15 protein-coding genes are annotated in these 15775 nt (G+C 69.5%); 10 read left to right on the top strand and 5 right to left on the bottom strand.

Annotated elements, in window-relative coordinates; translation table 11 throughout:
• Positions 1 to 207 (bottom strand): zinc-ribbon domain-containing protein (locus tag ICN82_RS07720; RefSeq protein ID WP_407943751.1); only part of this gene is annotated, 207 nt, incomplete at its 3' end.
• Between the two features lie 127 nt (positions 208 to 334).
• Here ICN82_RS07720 and ICN82_RS07715 point away from each other — a divergent pair.
• The 5 genes from ICN82_RS07715 (at position 335) to ICN82_RS07695 (ending at position 4650) form a co-directional block, all read left to right on the top strand.
• Positions 335 to 1012 (top strand): cell division ATP-binding protein FtsE, encoded by a 678-nt coding sequence (locus tag ICN82_RS07715; protein WP_193181428.1) that lies wholly within the window; start codon positions 335 to 337, stop codon positions 1010 to 1012.
• On the top strand, positions 1009 to 1893 hold the full coding sequence (locus ICN82_RS07710) for a cell division protein FtsX (protein WP_193181425.1): 885 nt from the start codon (positions 1009 to 1011) through the stop codon (positions 1891 to 1893). The genes ICN82_RS07715 and ICN82_RS07710 overlap by 4 nt, the downstream gene beginning before the upstream one ends.
• Before the next feature lies 1 nt (position 1894).
• The gene (locus tag ICN82_RS07705; protein ID WP_193181423.1) at positions 1895 to 2629 is read left to right on the top strand and encodes a lysophospholipid acyltransferase family protein; all 735 of its coding nucleotides are present in this window, start codon (positions 1895 to 1897) and stop codon (positions 2627 to 2629) included.
• A 2-nt stretch (positions 2630 to 2631) separates the two neighbouring features.
• Positions 2632 to 3237 (top strand): pyridoxamine 5'-phosphate oxidase family protein, encoded by a 606-nt coding sequence (locus ICN82_RS07700; protein WP_193181421.1) that lies wholly within the window; start codon positions 2632 to 2634, stop codon positions 3235 to 3237.
• A gap of 186 nt (positions 3238 to 3423) precedes the next feature.
• Positions 3424 to 4650, top strand: a complete 1227-nt coding sequence (locus ICN82_RS07695) for an SAM-dependent methyltransferase (protein WP_193181419.1) — start codon at positions 3424 to 3426, stop codon at positions 4648 to 4650.
• A gap of 96 nt (positions 4651 to 4746) precedes the next feature.
• On the opposite strand, the gene carB is transcribed toward ICN82_RS07695, so the two are convergent.
• Positions 4747 to 8031, bottom strand: coding sequence for a carbamoyl-phosphate synthase large subunit (gene carB / locus ICN82_RS07690; RefSeq protein ID WP_193181417.1), 3285 nt, complete (start codon positions 8029 to 8031; stop codon positions 4747 to 4749).
• Positions 8032 to 8176: 145 nt separating this feature from the next.
• The gene (locus tag ICN82_RS07685; RefSeq protein ID WP_193181408.1) at positions 8177 to 9154 is read right to left on the bottom strand and encodes a collagen-binding domain-containing protein; all 978 of its coding nucleotides are present in this window, start codon (positions 9152 to 9154) and stop codon (positions 8177 to 8179) included.
• A 302-nt stretch (positions 9155 to 9456) separates the two neighbouring features.
• On the opposite strand from ICN82_RS07685, the gene ICN82_RS07680 reads away from it, so the two are divergent.
• Positions 9457 to 10368 (top strand): ring-cleaving dioxygenase, encoded by a 912-nt coding sequence (locus tag ICN82_RS07680; protein WP_226898353.1) that lies wholly within the window; start codon positions 9457 to 9459, stop codon positions 10366 to 10368.
• Positions 10365 to 11021 (top strand): alpha/beta hydrolase, encoded by a 657-nt coding sequence (locus ICN82_RS07675; RefSeq protein ID WP_193181406.1) that lies wholly within the window; start codon positions 10365 to 10367, stop codon positions 11019 to 11021. The genes ICN82_RS07680 and ICN82_RS07675 overlap by 4 nt, the downstream gene beginning before the upstream one ends.
• Before the next feature lie 63 nt (positions 11022 to 11084).
• Here the strand turns inward: ICN82_RS07675 and ICN82_RS07670 are convergent, their stop codons facing one another.
• Positions 11085 to 12221: an alpha-D-ribose 1-methylphosphonate 5-triphosphate diphosphatase gene (locus ICN82_RS07670; RefSeq protein WP_193181404.1), complete on the bottom strand. Its 1137-nt coding sequence runs from the start codon at positions 12219 to 12221 to the stop codon at positions 11085 to 11087.
• Between the two features lie 10 nt (positions 12222 to 12231).
• Entirely contained in the window at positions 12232 to 12804 is a 573-nt protein-coding gene (locus ICN82_RS07665; RefSeq protein ID WP_193181402.1) for a YqgE/AlgH family protein, read from the bottom strand.
• A 115-nt stretch (positions 12805 to 12919) separates the two neighbouring features.
• Between ICN82_RS07665 and ICN82_RS07660 the strand changes: the two genes are divergently transcribed.
• From ICN82_RS07660 to ICN82_RS07650, 3 genes are all read left to right on the top strand, one after another.
• Positions 12920 to 13708 carry a protein-disulfide reductase DsbD domain-containing protein gene (locus tag ICN82_RS07660; protein WP_193181400.1) on the top strand — a complete coding sequence of 263 codons (789 nt, stop codon included), beginning with the start codon at positions 12920 to 12922 and terminating at the stop codon, positions 13706 to 13708.
• Between the two features lie 87 nt (positions 13709 to 13795).
• Positions 13796 to 15073 carry a lipoprotein-releasing ABC transporter permease subunit gene (locus ICN82_RS07655; protein WP_226898352.1) on the top strand — a complete coding sequence of 426 codons (1278 nt, stop codon included), beginning with the start codon at positions 13796 to 13798 and terminating at the stop codon, positions 15071 to 15073.
• Positions 15066 to 15761 (top strand): ABC transporter ATP-binding protein, encoded by a 696-nt coding sequence (locus ICN82_RS07650; protein ID WP_193181399.1) that lies wholly within the window; start codon positions 15066 to 15068, stop codon positions 15759 to 15761. Before ICN82_RS07655 ends, ICN82_RS07650 begins: the two co-directional genes overlap by 8 nt.
• The last annotated feature ends 14 nt before the right edge of the window (positions 15762 to 15775 follow it).

Here is a 15775-nt window from a genome sequence, read left to right as displayed (position 1 = left end):
GGGCAGCGGCGGCTCCCGCCCGGGCGCCGGAAGGCCCGCGGCGGCGGAGGGCGCGCCCGCGGCCGGACGCGCCGACAGATCGGGCAGCCAGAGCTGGAACCAGTTGTGACCGCAGGCCGAACACTGCACGTCCCGCCCGCCGGCGGCGATGGCGGATTCGGGCACGTCATAGGCGGCCTGACAGGCTGGACAGATGATCCGGATCACCTTTGCGTGCACTCCTTCCCGCATGAGCCGACCTCTAGCAATTTCGCGCCGCGGCGCCAAGCGTTGCCCGTTGCCATGCCCCGGCGCCTGAGGCAAGAAGGGGGCCGCAACCAAAGGGGCAGTACGAGTGATCGACCTCTCACAGGTGACGGTGGGCTTCGGCGGGCGGATGGTGCTTGCCGATGTCACCTTCTCCCTGCAGCCCGGAGACTTCTTTTTCCTTACAGGACCTTCCGGCGCAGGCAAGACAACGCTACTGAGACTGTGCGCGGGGGCGATGACCCCGGCGGAAGGCGAGGTGCGGCTGTTCGGCCGCCCGCTTTCCGAGATGACCAGTGATGCCCGGGCCGGCGCCCGGCGCCGCATGGGGATCGTCTACCAGGACACGCAGTTTCTCGACCATCTGCCGCTGGAGGAGAACATCCTTCTGCCCTTCACCGTGCGCGGGCCGGTCGATGCCGAGATGCGCGCCCAGGCGCAGGACCTGATGACTTGGGTCGGGCTGGGCGGGCACCGCGCCGCGCTGCCCCCGACCCTGTCGGGCGGCGAACGCCAGCGCGCGGCCCTGGCGCGGGCGCTTCTGCCGGCGCCGGAACTGGTGCTGGCCGACGAGCCCACGGGCAATCTGGACTGGGAGATGTCGCTGAAACTGCTGACGCTGCTGATCGAGCTGAACCGCCTCGGCACCCCGGTGCTGATGGCGACCCATGACCTGGCGCTGATCCGCGCCGCCAAGCCCATGGTCAATGCCAGGGTGCTGCGGCTGAAGGACGGCAAGCTGACCCAGGCGGGGGCCGCGCTGTGAGCCTTGCCGATTTCCTGCGCGGCGCCCCGGGCGCGGGCCGCGTCGTGCCTTCCGCGGGCCTGACCACGCGGCTGGTGGCCTTCGGCACCGCCGCCATGGCCTTCCTGGCCGTCTTCGCCATCGCGCTGGCGGTCATGCTGATCCGGCTGGGCGACAGCTGGCAGGTGGACCTGGCCGGCACCGCGACGCTGCGCATCACCTCGGCGGGCGAGGCGCGCGAGGCCGATACCGAAACCGCGATGGAGGTGCTGCGCACCACGCCCGGCATCGAGACCGCGCGCGTCGTGCCGCCGCTGGAACAGCAGGCCCTGCTGGAGCCCTGGTTCGGCAAGGACATGCCCTTCGACACGCTGCCCCTGCCCCGGCTGATCGAGATCGAGACCACGCCGGAGGGGTTCGACGCAAGGGCGCTGGGGCTGCGGCTGGCCGGCGAGGTTCCGGCCGCGCGGCTGGACGACCATGACCGCTGGCGCGCGCCGCTGGCGCGGGCGCAGGCGCGGATGACCGGGCTGACCCTGGCGGCGCTGGCGCTGATCGCGGGCACGCTGGCGGCGGTCAAGGCGCTGGCGGCGCGCGCGGCCCTGGCCGAGAATGCCCAGGTGATCGACGTGCTGCGCCTGGTGGGCGCGCGGGACACCTGGATCGCGCGGGCCTTCGTTCGGCGGATCACCCTGCAGGCCGCCGCCGGGGCGGTCCTGGGCGTGGCGGCGGCGGCGGCGCTGCTGGCGCTGATCCCCGGGACCGGGGCGGCGGGGCTTCCCGCGCTGCGTCCGCAGGGCCTCGCCTGGGCGATGGTCCTGCCGGTGCCGGTGCTGGCCGCGGCCGTCGCCTGGTTCACCACCCGCCGGAGCGCGCTCCGCCTGCTGAAAGGACGTCCCTGACATGGCCCATGCCTGGCGCTGGATCCGCTCGCTGCTGTTCATCCTGCAGATGTACCTGGTCATGGCGCTGATGGGGCTGGCCTTCGCCCCCTGGGCGCTGGTCGACCGGCAGGGGGCATCGGCGGGGATCCGCACCTATTGCCGCTGGGTGCGCTTCTCCGCGCGCTGGATGGTCGGGCTGCGCTCGGAAATCCGCGGGCCCGTCCCCGAGGGCGGCGTGCTGATCGCGTCCAAGCACCAGAGCTTCCTCGACATCATCCTGCTCTGCTCGGTCCTGCGCCAGCCGCGCTTCATCATGAAGCGCGAGCTGATCCGGGCCCCCGTCCTGGGCTGGTTCGCGCTGAGGATCGGCTGCGTGCCGGTGGATCGCGGCCGCCGCGGCGCCGCCATCTCGAAGATGCTGAAGGATGTCGCCGAGGGCAGCACCCGGCCCGGGCAGCTGATCATCTATCCGCAGGGCACGCGCGTCGCGCCGGGGGCGGTCGTGCCCTACAAGATCGGCTCCGGCGCGCTCTATCGCCAGATGGATCAGACCTGCGTGCCCGCCGCAACCAATGTCGGGCTGTTCTGGCCGCGTGCCGGCATCCTGCGCAAGCCCGGCCTGGCCGTGGTCGAGTTCCTGGACCCGATCCCGCCCGGCCTGGAGACCGAGGCCTTCATGGCGCTGCTGCAGAGCCGGGTGGAGACGGCCAGCGACGCGCTGATGGCCGAGGCCGGGTTCGCGAAGGAGGAATGAGCATGGACTGGATCGACAGCGAAGCGGAGCTGGAGGCGCTCTACGGGGCGGCGGTCCCGGCCGCGCTGGTGAAGGTGGCCGATCGCATCACCCCGGAATACCGCCCCTGGATCGAGGCGGCGCGGTTCTGCGTGCTGGCCACGGTCGGCCCCGAGGGCACCGATGCCTCGCCGCGCGGCGATGACGGCCCCGTGCTGCGGATCCTCGACGCGCATAACCTGGCCCTGCCCGACTGGCATGGCAACAACCGCATCGACAGCCTGCGCAACATCGTCCGCGACGGGCGGGTGTCGCTGATGCTGATGATCCCGGGCGAAACCAATGTCGTGCGGATCAACGGCCGCGCCCGGCTGACCGCCGATGCCGCCCTTCTCGCGGAATTCGAGACCCGCGGCAGGCAGCCGCGCACCGTCACGGTGATCGCTGTCGACGAGATCTACATCCAATGCGCCCGGGCGCTGATGCGCGCCGGGCTCTGGACGCTGCCCGAAACCCGGCCCGAGCTGCCCAGTGCCGGCGAGATCCTGGCCGCGCGCAGCAGGGGCGATATCGACGGCGAGGATTATGACCGCAGCTGGCCAAAGCGGGCGGCGAAAACCCTGTGGTGACCCCCCGGGTTCCGGCGCTCACGGCGTTGTGACACCCGCAGGCGGGAACCCGCGTTAACCTTTCCGGGTTGACGGCGACGAGACAGGCCGTCCCCGGCCCGGCATTTCACCGACCCGGCGGGTCCAGGTGGTCTGTCTTTCCTGATCCGTCAGGCAAGACCCACCAGGTAAAAGTGAAATGTGACGATGTGGCAGAAACTCCTTGATAGGCTCCTGAAGGGGCTGATCGTCGAGGGCGCGCTCGAAGTGACGCTTCCCGGCGGAACCACCACCCTCTATGGCCAGCCGGACCGCCCCCCGATCCGCATCCGCCTGAGCGACCCCGCGCGGATCCGGCAATTCGTGACCGATCCCGAGATGGCGCTTGGCGATGCCTATACCGAGGGCACGCTGACGGTGGAGAACGACGATATCGGCGGGCTCATCGCGCTGGCGCTGCGCAACATGAATGGCGGCGGACGCAGGCCCCATGCGCTGCGCCCCGAGAAACTCATGAGCCGGCTGAACCAGATCACCTCCGTCGCCCGCGCGAAAAGCAATGTCGCGCATCACTACGACCTGTCGAACGATTTCTACCGGCTCTTCCTCGACGCGGACATGCAGTATTCCTGCGCCTATTTCGAGCATCCGGAGGCGACGCTGGAAGAGGCGCAGATCGCCAAGAAGCGCCATATCGCGCGCAAGCTGCGGCTGGAACCGGGCATGTCGGTGCTGGATATCGGCTGCGGCTGGGGCGGGATGGCGATGACGCTGGCGCAGGAATTCGGCGCGCGCGTCACCGGCGTCACCCTGTCGGAGGACCAGCACCGGCTGGCCAGCGAACGCGTCGCGGCGGCGGGGCTGCAGGACCGGGTGCGGATCCTGCTGCGCGATTACCGCGAGGTGGAGGACCGCTTCGACCGGATCGTCTCGGTGGGCATGTTCGAACATGTCGGCATGCCGCAATACGGCGAGTATTTCGCGCAGGTCCATGACAAGCTGGCCCCGGACGGCGTGGCGCTGATCCACACGATCGGCCGTACCGGCACGCCGGTCGCGGTCAGCCCCTGGATCATCAAGCGGATCTTCCCCGGCGGCCATGTCCCCACCCTGTCGGAGACGATGCCGCATATCGAACGCTCGGGCCTCTACCCGTGCGACATCGAGATCCTGCGGCTTCACTATGCCGAGACGCTGCATCACTGGGAAAGGCGCGTGCAGGCGAAGCGCGCCGAGATCGAGGCGATGTTCGACGCGCGCTTCTGGCGGATGTGGCGGTTCTACCTGCTGGCCTGCGAAATGACCTTCCGCCACGGCCGCCAGGCGGTGTTCCAGTTCCAGCTGGCGAAGGACCAGGGCGCGGTGCCGCTGACGCGGGACTATCTCTATGGCCCCGAAAAGGACGCGATGCAGGGCCTGCGCGAAGCCGGCTGATCCGCCGCAAGCCCTGCCGCACCCTGCCGGACAGAAAAACCCCGGCCGCTGGCCGGGGTTTCCGTTTGCTCCGCTGCCGCGACGGCGGCCGAAGGCTCACGCCTCCTGAAGCGCCTTCACCCCGATATCGTGGGTCAGGCGGGCCTTCATCGCCAGCGCGGCGGCGTGGGAGGCGGCGAGCGTGGTGAAATAGGGGATGCGGTTCATCAGGGCGACGTTGCGCATCTCGCGGCTGTCCTCGACCGACTGGCTGCTGTCGGTGGTGTTCATCAGGATGGCGATGGCGCCGTCCTTCAGCAGGTCCACCACATGCGGCCGGCCCTCATAGACCTTGTTGACCACATCCGCCGCCACGCCATGCCCGGCCAGGAACTGCGCCGTGCCGCGGGTCGCGACGATGGAGAAGCCGGTCTCCACCAGCACCTTCGCCGTCTCCACCAGGACCGGCGTCTTGTCGTCTTCCTTGATCGACAGGAACACCGTCCCCGAGGCAGGCAGCGTCGTGCCCGCGCCCAGCAGCGCCTTGAGATAGGCCATCGGGAAATCCTCGTCGGAGCCCATCACCTCGCCGGTGGAGCGCATCTCCGGGCCCAGGAGCGTGTCGACGCCTTGGAAGCGCGCGAAGGGCAGCACCGCCTCCTTCACCGCGAAACGGCCGGTGCGCCAGGAGGCCAGGCCACCCTCGACGCCCTCGAAGGATTTCAGCGACTCGCCCGCCATCACCCGCGCCGCGATCGCCGCGATGGGCGAGGTCACCGCCTTGGCGACGAAGGGCACGGTGCGCGAGGCGCGCGGGTTGACCTCGATCAGGTAGACCTCGTTATCCTTGATCGCGAACTGGATGTTCATCAGCCCGCGAACATTCAGCGCCAGCGCCAGCGCGCGGGCCTGTTCTTCCATCACGGCGATGATCTCGGGGCTCAGCGAATGCGGCGGCAGCGAGCAGGCGCTGTCGCCCGAATGGACGCCCGCCTCCTCGATATGCTGCATGATCCCGGCGATATGGACATCCGTGCCGTCGGAGATCGCGTCGACATCGACCTCCTGCGCGCCGGAAAGATAGCTGTCCAGCAGGACCGGGCTGTCGCCCGACACGACCACCGCCTCGGCGATATAGCGTTCCAGCTGCGCCTGGTCGCGGACGATCTCCATCGCGCGCCCGCCCAGCACATAGGAGGGACGGATCACCAGCGGGAAGCCGATATTGACCGCCGCGGCGAAGGCCTGGGCATCGGTGGAGGCGATGGCGTTCTTCGGCTGCTTCAGCCCCAGGCGGTTGACCAGCGCCTGGAACCGCTCGCGGTCCTCGGCCAGGTCGATCGCGTCGGGGGTGGTGCCCAGGATCGGGATGCCCGCAGCCTCCAGCGCATTGGCCAGCTTCAGCGGGGTCTGCCCGCCGAATTGCACGATCACGCCGTGCAGCGTGCCGTTCTGCTGTTCCTTGGCAAGGATCTCCATCACGTGCTCGAAGGTCAGCGGCTCGAAATACAGCCGGTCCGAAGTGTCGTAATCGGTCGAGACGGTCTCGGGGTTGCAGTTGATCATGATCGTCTCGTAGCCCTGTTCGGACAGCGAGAAGCAGGCATGACAGCAGCAATAGTCGAACTCGATCCCCTGGCCGATCCGGTTCGGACCGCCGCCGAGGATGACGACCTTCTTGCGGTCCGAGGGACGCGCCTCGCATTCCACCTCGCCCATCACCGGGTATTCGTAGGTGGAATACATGTAGGGGGTCTGCGCCTCGAACTCGGCGGCGCAGGTATCGATGCGCTTGAACACCGCGGTCACGCCCAGGTTCAGGCGCGCGCGGCGGATATTGTCCTCGTCGCGGCCGGTCAGCCTGGCCAGGCGCGCATCGGTGAAGCCCATCATCTTGAGGTGGCGCAGGCCTTCTTCGGTGACCGGCAGCCCGTCGCGGCGGACCTGCTCCTCGGTCTCGACGATCTCGCGGATCCGCGCCAGGAACCACGGATCGAAGGCGGTGACCGCCTGGATCTCGTCATCGGACAGACCGTGGCGCATCGCCTGGGCGATCACCCGCATCCGGTCGGGGGTCTTGTCGTTCAGCGCCTTGGTCACGGCCACCTTGTCGGGCGCGCCGGGGATGGCGATCTCGTCGAAGCCGGTCAGCCCGGTCTCCAGCGAGGCCAGCGCCTTCTGCACGGATTCGTGGAAGGTCCGGCCGATCGCCATCGCCTCGCCCACGGATTTCATCGCGGTGGTCAGCTCGGGCTTCGATCCGGGGAACTTCTCGAAGGCGAAGCGCGGGATCTTGGTGACGACATAGTCGATGGTCGGCTCGAAGGAGGCGGGCGTGACCTTGGTGATGTCGTTGTCCAGCTCGTCCAGCGTGTAGCCCACGGCCAGCTTGGCCGCGATCTTGGCGATCGGGAAGCCGGTGGCCTTGGAGGCCAGCGCGGAGGAGCGCGACACGCGCGGGTTCATCTCGATGACGACCATGCGGCCATCCTCGGGGTTCACCGCCCATTGCACGTTCGAGCCGCCGGTCTCCACGCCGATCTCGCGCAGCACCGCGATCGAGGCGGCGCGCATCTGCTGGTATTCCTTGTCGGTCAGGGTCAGCGCCGGGGCGACGGTGATCGAGTCGCCGGTATGGACGCCCATCGGGTCGATATTCTCGATGGAACAGACGATGATGGCATTGTCCGCGCGGTCGCGGACCACCTCCATCTCGTATTCCTTCCAGCCCAGCAGGGATTCGTCGACGAGGATCTGCCCGACCGGCGAGGCCTCCATGCCGCTGCGGCAGTAATATTCGTAATCGTCGCGGTTATAGGCCACGCCGCCGCCGGTGCCGCCCAGGGTGAAGGCCGGGCGGATGATCGCGGGCAGGCCGATATGCTCCAGCGACTCCATCGCGATCTTGAGGCCCGCCGCGATGTCGCGGCTGCCATCCTCGCGCTTGGGCGCGGTGACGATGTCGGCCTTGGGATTCTCCAGCCCGATGCGGTCCATCGCCTCGCGGAACAGGGCGCGGTCCTCGGCCATCTCGATGGCCTCGCGCTTGGCGCCGATCATTTCCACGCCGAATTTCTCCAGGACGCCCATTTCCTCGAGCTTCAGCGACGTGTTCAGACCGGTCTGCCCGCCCATCGTCGGCAACAGCGCGTCGGGGCGTTCCTTCTCGATGATCTTGGCGACGACTTCCGGGGTGATCGGCTCGATATAGGTGGCATCGGCCAGGCCCGGATCGGTCATGATGGTGGCCGGGTTGGAGTTGACCAGGATGACCCGGTAGCCTTCCTCGCGCAGCGCCTTGCAGGCCTGGGCACCGGAATAGTCGAACTCGCAGGCCTGGCCGATGACGATGGGACCGGCACCGATGATCAGGATGGAGGAGATGTCGGTGCGTTTGGGCATGGGGGTTCCGCCTCTGGCTCGGGAGTGGGCAAATCGCCTGCGTTATAGTCAAGGCGCGACAGGGCGCAAGGCCCGGCCGCGCCCCTTTCAAAGGAAAACGGCCGGGCATGGCACCCGGCCGTTTCCTGCATGGCTTGCGCCCGGCTCAGGCGGCGCGGCGGCGCCGCGCGACCAGACCCAGCGCGCCCAGCCCGGCAAGCGCCAGCGGCAGCGCCGCCGGCAGCGGAACCGGCGTCGTGGGGGCGGCGGCGGGCAGCGTGCCGGTCCAGACGGTGGTGTCGCCATAGGGACGCACTTCGCCTTTCAGCATCAGCTCGCCGGCCACGATCGTGCCGTTGGTCCCGCCCGGCGCCGTGGTCACCAGCGCATCCGGCGCCAGGACGGAGGCGTTCCAGGTCGAGGTGAAGGTCACGCCCTCGGCCTCGTAGAAGTTGAACAGCACGTTGGAGACGTTGCTGTTGACCTGCATCCCCACCTGGGTCGACCAGTCGGACGCGAAATCCGTGCCCGCCACGTTGATGATGAAGGACGTCACCGAGGCGTCGATATTGAAGCTGATCTGGCCCGCGCCGGTGAACATCGACAGCGCATCGGCATAGCTGAGATTGAGGATCGCGATCCCCTCGCTATTGCCGCTGCCCGAGGTAAAGGACTTGAAGTTCATCGCGGTGTTGTAGGTGACGCCGCTGGTGTCGCCCAGCGTCGACAGACCGGCCGCCAGCGAGGTGAAGGTGTCCACCATGTCGGCGACCGGAATGCCGGAGACGCCGCTGTTATAGGACACGTCCGAGGTGCCATTGAGGCTGCCGCCGATCTGGATCGCCCCGTTGGTGCCCGAATTCAGATGGGTGTTGACGTCGCCGCCGACGATGACCGCGCCGGTCACGCCGCCCACGGTCGCCTCGGCCAGGCCGTCGGTATTGGCGTTGAACGTGCCGGAGGTCAGGTTGCCGCCGACATAGACGGGGCCCTCGACATGGTTCACGCTCGAGGTGTCCGCATCGCCCAGGGCAATCACGTTCAGCGATTTCATCAGCGCCTCGGCATCCAGCGAGGCGGCAGAGGCCCCCAGCGGGGCGAGAACGGCAAAGGCAGTGCCGATAAGGCAGGTCTTGAAATTCATTTTGGTCAGCGTCCCTCGGTTCCTGGTCATCCCGGACGGCACCGGCAGCATCGCCCTGCCCGCCCGGTCGTCGATCACCCTGCGGAAATGCCCCAAACGGCCGCCGGAAGGCAGCCCGAACTCGGGATAGGGTTACTTTCGCGAACGGATGGACGCCTACCCGATCGGATAGGGGCCCATCCCATCGCCCCCCGCGGGCCGCGAGTCCGGCATGGCCGCAGGGGCCCTGTGCGGGGCTGCCGGATGGATTGCGCGGCAAGGCGCGTTATCTGACAGGGCGAAAGAGATCCCAGGAGGGCATCATGAAGGACCAGATCAAGGGGCTGCATCACGTCACCGCCATCTCCGGCGACCCGCAGGAGAATGTCGATTTCTTCACCCGCGTCATGGACCAGCGGCTGGTCAAGCGCACGGTGAATTTCGACGCGCCCGACACCTATCACCTGTATTACGGCACGCAGGCGGCCGATCCCGGCTCGATCCTGACCTTCTTCCCCTTCGCGGATGCCGGGCCGGGACGGGCGGGGCCGGGCATGGCCTCGGCCTATGCCTATGCGCTGAACCCGCGGGCCTTCGACGACTGGATGATCCGCTGGGCGGAGCGGGCGATCGATTTCGACGGCCCCGCGGAACGCTTCGGCACGCGGGTGGTCACGCTGCGCGATCCCGACGGGGCCCCGGTGGAAGTGGTCGAGCAGGACGGCGCGCCGGACCATCCGGGGCTGTTTCACGGCGTGACGCTGTGGCTGGAGGATATCGGGCCGACGCGCGACCTTCTGGTCGACGTGATGGGCTATGAGGAAGCCGGCCACCAGACCCGCGCCGGAGAGGAGCGGCTGCGGCTGCGCACGCAGGGCGACGCGCCTTTCGTCGAACTGATGCGCCGTGCCCCGGACCATATCGCGCGGCCCGGAAAAGGGACGATCCACCATGTCGCCTTCCGCGCCTCCGACGATGCCGATCAGCTGGCCTGGCGCGACCGGCTGCTGGCGGCGGGCATGGAGGTGACGCCCGTGATCGACCGGCAGTATTTCAACGCGATCTACTTCCGCTCGCCCGGCGGCGTCCTCTTCGAGATCGCCACGGATCCGCCCGGCTTCACCCGCGACGAATCCCCCGCGGATCTCGGCACCGCGCTGAAGCTGCCGCCGCAATACGAGGCGCGGCGCGCGCAGATCGAGCGGATCCTGCCGCCGCTGAAGGTGGAGGCATGAAGCCGCCGGTCCTCGGCGGCGCAGGCCCGGCCCGTGCGCGGCACGGGCTGGTGCTGATCCATGGCCGCTGGGCCTCGGCGGCCTCGATCCTGCCCCTGGGCGAGGGGCTGGGCCTGCCCGACCTGGCGCTTGCCGCGCCCGAGGCGGAGGGAAATTCCTGGTGGCCCACCTCCTTCCTGGCCCCCCAGGCGAACATGGAGCCCTGCCTGCCCGCCGCGCTGGCGGCGGTGGAGGCCGCCATCGCGGCCTTGGAGGAGGGCGGACTGCCGCGGCACCGCATCGCGCTGGCCGGGTTCAGCCAGGGCGCCTGCCTGGCGCTGGAATATGTCGCGCGCCGGGGCGGCGCGCTGGCCGCGGTCTTCGCCTGTTCCGGCGGTCTGGTGGGCACCGGCGATGCGGGCGGCCCGCCCCTGCCCGAGCTCTACGGCAACCCGGACAAGCTATTCGCCTACCAGACCGATCTCGGCGGTCTGCCGGTGCGGATCTCGAACCATCTCGAGGACCCGCATATCCCGATGGCGCGGGTCCGCCGCTCGGCCGAGGTGCTCGCCGCGCTCGGCGCCGATGTGACGGTGGAGACCGAGCCGGGCAGCCATCACGGCGTGCTGGCAGGCGACGTGACGGCAATGCGCCGGGCCTTCAACAACGCCTGAAGGCGGGACGGCGGCAGGGGCAGGCAATCGCGAAGCCCCGCCCGCGGGCGGAGCCCGGCCGTCTCAGCCGAAAAGCGCGCGGGCGACATGACCCCGCGCGAAGGCGATCCGCCCGGCGGCGATCGTCGCCTCCACCAGTCCCGACGGCCCCAGGATCGCAAGGTCCGCCCGCGCTCCCGGGGTCAACCCGCCGCGATCCTTCCAGCCCATGACCCGGGCAGGACCCGAGGACAGCAGGTGCCACGCCCCTGCCCCGCCATCCGGCGCCAGTGCCGCCGCCGCCGCCGCCGGGGCGGGATAGTGATAATCGGAGACCAGCGCGTCGCACAGCCCCTCGGCCACTGCGGCGCGGGCCTGCATCTTGCCGGCATGACTGCCGCCGCGCACCACGTTTGGGGCGCCCAGGATCACCGCATCCCCGGCCGCGCGGGCGGCGCGGGCGGCCTCCATCGTCTCGGGGAATTCCGAGATCGCGACGCCCAGATCGCGCATCATCGCCCGGCGCGCCGGATCCGGGTCGTCATGGCTGCCCAGCCGGACCCCCATGTCCCGCAGCCGCGCCGACAGCGCCGCCAGCGCCCCGGGCACCTCCGGATCGCGGGCGGCAAGCGCGCGGATCAGCTCCAGATGCGCCGCGGGGCTGCGCCCGCTCTTCAGCGCCTGCCCGGTCAGCCGCGGCGGGGTGCGCCCCTTGCGCAATGCCTCATGCGGCAGGTGATCGTTATAGACGACATAGCCGATGCCGTGGCGCGCGACGAACTCCGCCACCTCGCCGAACTGGTCGGTCAGATGCGTCTCCAGCCGCAGCTGGATCACCATGTCGGTCAGCAGATGCGGCCGCGCCTCCTCCAGCGCGGCGGCCAGGCGGCGGGCGAAATCGGGGCTGCGCATCCCGCCTTCCCAGGACCAGAATTGCGCCAGCACCGCGGTGGTGATGCCCGACGCCGCCAGTTCCGCATCCAGCGCCGCGAGCCCCCGCGTCAGGTCCGAGACCAGCCCGCGCCGCGGCGCCAGGTGGCGTTCGAACCCGTCGCCATGCAGGTCGATGATCCCGGGAAGGACGGTGCAGCCGGGCAGCGCGACCTCGCGTCCGGCAGGCCGCGCGGCGATGCGCCCGCCTGCCAGCGCCAGCGGCGCATCCGACAGGCCCGCGGGCCCGAGGACCCGCGCCCCGGCGATTGTCACGTCCAGCGGGGTCATGGGCGGGCGGTCAGGCGCGGCCCGCATCCGCCGAAAGCGTCAGCGGATCCACCCCCAGCCGCGCCAGAGCGGCCTGCCACTTGGCCGCGTGGTCGGTGCCGAAGACCAGCGCGTCATCGGCATCGCAGACCAGCCAGCCATTCTCCGCGATCTCGTCCTCCAGCTGCCCCGGCCCCCAGCCGGAATATCCCAGCGCCAGGAGCGCGGAATTGGGGCCGAAGCCGCGGGCGATATCCTCCAGCACATCGACCGTGGCGGTCATGCCGAAACGGTCATCCACCTGCAGCGTGGTGTTGTCGGAACTGTAATCCGCCGAATGCAGCACGAATCCGCGCGCATGCTCCACCGGCCCGCCGACATAGATCGCGGGCGCCGCGGCCCCGGCGACCGGCGTGATCTCCAGCCGCTCCAGCAGGTCGGAGAAGCTGACATCCAGCGCGGGCCTGTTGAAGATCAGCCCCATGGCGCCATCGGAGGAATGCGCGCAGAGGAAGATCACCGTCTTCTCGAAACGGGGATCGCCCATGCCGGGCATGGCAATCAGTATCTTGCCGCTGAGATCGAAGTCTTCGGTGTCATCCATGCACCCAAGGTGGCAGCAAGCCGCGCGATCATCAAGTGCGACCAAGCCACAGCCCCGGGGGGGCTAACCGCAATGTGACTTTTTCCGCCCCCCGATTCTGCTAGAACCGGTCGCCATGAAAGCCGTCCTCGCCCGCCTTTGCCTCGCGCTCTGCGCCGCCCTCGCCCTGCAGCCCGCCGCCGCCGATCCCGGCGACCTGGTCGATGTGGACATGGTCGATGGCTGGACCGCGCCGGACGGCACGGTGATGGCGGGCATCCGCATCCGCGTGGCCGAGGGCTGGAAGACCTACTGGCGCAGCCCCGGCGATGTCGGCGTGCCGCCGCGCTTCGACTGGCGCGGGTCGCAGAACCTGAAATCCGTGCGCATCCACTGGCCCCGCCCCGAGATCTTCGAAACCTTCGGGCAGCGCACGCTGGGCTATTCCGGCGAGGTGGTCCTGCCGGTGGAACTGGTCCCGGCCGATCCCTCGCGTCCGGTGAAGGCCCGCGGCAAGGCCGAGCTGGGCCTGTGCCGCGACATCTGCGTCGCCGTCAGCGAAAGCTATGCCGATTCGGACCTGGCCGCGCCGGAGGCGATCCGCCGCGCCATGGCCGCGCAACCCGACCGTACCCGCATCCGCAGCGCCAGCTGCGCGGTTGCACCGATAAAGGACGGGATGCGCGTGACGGCCGATCTGGGCCTGCCTTCGCAGGGCGGCGCCGAAATCGCGGTGATGGAGCTTGATGGCGGCGATGTATGGGTCTCCGAGCCGCAGGTCTCGCGGCGCGGCGACAGCCTGCGGGCGACCGCCGACCTGGTGCCGCCGGAGGCCGCCCCCTTCCTTCTGGACCGTTCGCGTCTGCGCATCACCGTGCTGGGGCGCGACGGCGCGGCGGAAACCCTGGGCTGCCCCGCCGGCTGAGCCCCGCCGCCTGCACCGCCTGCGCCTTGACCTCCCGCCGGTCCTGGCACAGGGTCCGCCGCAAACCGCCCGGAGCCCCGAGACAGCATGACCTTCCCGTTTTCCGCCCATGAGCGGATGATCGCCTGGCGCTACCTGCGCGCCAAACGTGCCGAAGGCGGGGTCAGCGTGATGACCTGGATCAGCCTTCTGGGCATCACCCTGGCGGTCTTCGCGCTGATCGCCACCCTGTCGGTGCGCGCCGGGTTCCGCGCCGAATTCGTCGACACGATCCTCGGCGCCAATCCGCATCTGTCGGTCTATGGCGTCACCCAGTATGACGAGGCCGGCAATGGCGACGACACGCTGCGGGACTACGAGGCGCTGGCCGGAAAGATCCGCGCCCTGCCCGGCGTGACCTCGGCCGCCCCGGTCGTCACCGGGCAGGTCATGGCCAGTCACGGCGGGCGCAATGCCGGGGTGCAGGTGACGGGCATAACGCGCGCCGACCTGGACAGCCTGCCGCGGGTGATCGACCCCGCGACCGGGCATGGCGACCTGGACCGGTTCGCCGAGGGCGTGGCCATCGGATCGGGCGTGGCCCAGAGCCTGGGCGCGACGGTGGGCGACCGCATCAAGCTGATCTCGCCGGACGGGGCGAAGACCCCCTTCGGCACCTCGCCGCGGGTGGGCACGTTCGAGGTGGTCTACATCTTCTCCGCAGGGCGCTACGACATCGACCAGGTGCGCGTCTACATGCCCTTCGCCGAGGCCCAGTCCTATTTCAACCTCGAGGGCCGCGCCGGTCTGATCGAGGTGATGGTGGAGGACCCCGAGCATGTCGAACGCCTCATCCCCGATGTCTGGAACGTGCTGGGCAATGACGCGGTCCTGTACAGCTGGCGCGACGCCTCCGGCGCCTTCCTGCGCGCGCTGACCGTCGAGGACAACGTGATGTTCGTCATCCTCTCGGTGCTGGTGCTGATCGCCACGATGAATATCGTCTCGGGGCTGATCATGCTGGTCAAGAACAAGGGCCGCGACATCGGCATCCTGCGCACGCTGGGGCTGAGCGAGGGGGCGGTGCTGCGCATCTTCTTCCTCTGCGGCGCCTTCACCGGCATCGCGGGCACGCTGGCGGGGGTGATCCTGGGCTGTCTCTTCGCGATCTATATCGACCCGATCTTCGCCGCGGTGAACGCGCTTTCGGGCGGCGGCGTCTGGGACCCGTCGATCCGCGGCATCTATTACCTGCCCGCGAAACTGCAGGCCTCGGACGTGCTCTCCGCGGTCGCGCTGTCCCTGGGCATGTCCTTCGTCGTCACGATCTTTCCCGCCCGCCGCGCGGCGCGGATGAACCCGGTGGATGCGCTGCGCTATGAATGACCAGGTCCTCAAGCTCGAGAATGTCTCGCGCATCTACGCCCCCGGCACCGCGCGGGAACTGCAGGTGCTGGACCAGGCCTCGCTGAGCGTGAATGCCGGCGAGATGGTGGCGCTGATGGCGCCGTCGGGGGCGGGGAAATCGACGCTCCTGCACATCGCGGGGCTGCTCGACCGGCCCGATGACGGCGAGGTCTGGCTGGGATGGGTGGCGATGAACGGGCGCAGCGAAAGGCAGCGCACCGCCGCGCGCCGCTCCGAGATCGGCTTCGTCTACCAGTTCCACCACCTGCTGCCGGAATTCACCGCCGCCGAGAATGTCGCCCTGCCGCAGATGGCCGAGGGACGGTCGCGCAGCGAGGCGCTGACCCGGGCCGAGGCGCTCCTGGCCGAGGTCGGGCTGGCCGCGCGCGGCGATCACCGCCCGGCGCAGATGTCGGGCGGCGAGCAGCAGCGCGTCGCGCTGGCCCGCGCGCTGGCCAACCGCCCCAGCCTGCTGCTGGCGGACGAGCCCACCGGCAATCTCGATCCGGCCACCGCCGACCAGGTCTTCGAGGTGATGATGCGCGTGGTGCGCGACAGCGACAGCGCCGCGCTGATCGCCACCCACAATCCCGAACTCGCGGCGCGGATGGACCGCATCATCCGGCTGGATCAGGGCCGCATCACCGAGGCGCCGCGGCTGGTCTGACCCCCCGCGGCGCG

The sequence above is a fragment of the Mangrovicoccus algicola genome (genome assembly GCF_014903745.1).
GTDB classification, from domain to species: Bacteria; Pseudomonadota; Alphaproteobacteria; order Rhodobacterales; family Rhodobacteraceae; genus Mangrovicoccus; species Mangrovicoccus algicola.
Note: the sequence above shows the minus strand (reverse complement) of the source record. Positions and strands in the feature narration are given on the sequence as shown.

Excerpts from the sequence above, each read along its gene's own strand:
- ICN82_RS07695 (WP_193181419.1), top strand. The coding sequence starts at position 3,424 with ATGTGGCAGAAACTCCTTGATAGGCTCCTGAAGGGGCTGATCGTCGAG.
- ICN82_RS07670 (WP_193181404.1), bottom strand. The coding sequence starts at position 12,221 with ATGACCCCGCTGGACGTGACAATCGCCGGGGCGCGGGTCCTCGGGCCC.
- ICN82_RS07700 (WP_193181421.1), top strand. The coding sequence starts at position 2,632 with ATGGACTGGATCGACAGCGAAGCGGAGCTGGAGGCGCTCTACGGGGCG.
- ICN82_RS07655 (WP_226898352.1), top strand. The coding sequence starts at position 13,796 with ATGACCTTCCCGTTTTCCGCCCATGAGCGGATGATCGCCTGGCGCTAC.
- ICN82_RS07705 (WP_193181423.1), top strand. The coding sequence starts at position 1,895 with ATGGCCCATGCCTGGCGCTGGATCCGCTCGCTGCTGTTCATCCTGCAG.
- ICN82_RS07675 (WP_193181406.1), top strand. The coding sequence starts at position 10,365 with ATGAAGCCGCCGGTCCTCGGCGGCGCAGGCCCGGCCCGTGCGCGGCAC.
- ICN82_RS07685 (WP_193181408.1), bottom strand. The coding sequence starts at position 9,154 with ATGAATTTCAAGACCTGCCTTATCGGCACTGCCTTTGCCGTTCTCGCC.
- carB (WP_193181417.1), bottom strand. The coding sequence starts at position 8,031 with ATGCCCAAACGCACCGACATCTCCTCCATCCTGATCATCGGTGCCGGT.
- ICN82_RS07650 (WP_193181399.1), top strand. The coding sequence starts at position 15,066 with ATGAATGACCAGGTCCTCAAGCTCGAGAATGTCTCGCGCATCTACGCC.
- ICN82_RS07660 (WP_193181400.1), top strand. The coding sequence starts at position 12,920 with ATGAAAGCCGTCCTCGCCCGCCTTTGCCTCGCGCTCTGCGCCGCCCTC.
- ICN82_RS07665 (WP_193181402.1), bottom strand. The coding sequence starts at position 12,804 with ATGGATGACACCGAAGACTTCGATCTCAGCGGCAAGATACTGATTGCC.
- ICN82_RS07680 (WP_226898353.1), top strand. The coding sequence starts at position 9,457 with ATGAAGGACCAGATCAAGGGGCTGCATCACGTCACCGCCATCTCCGGC.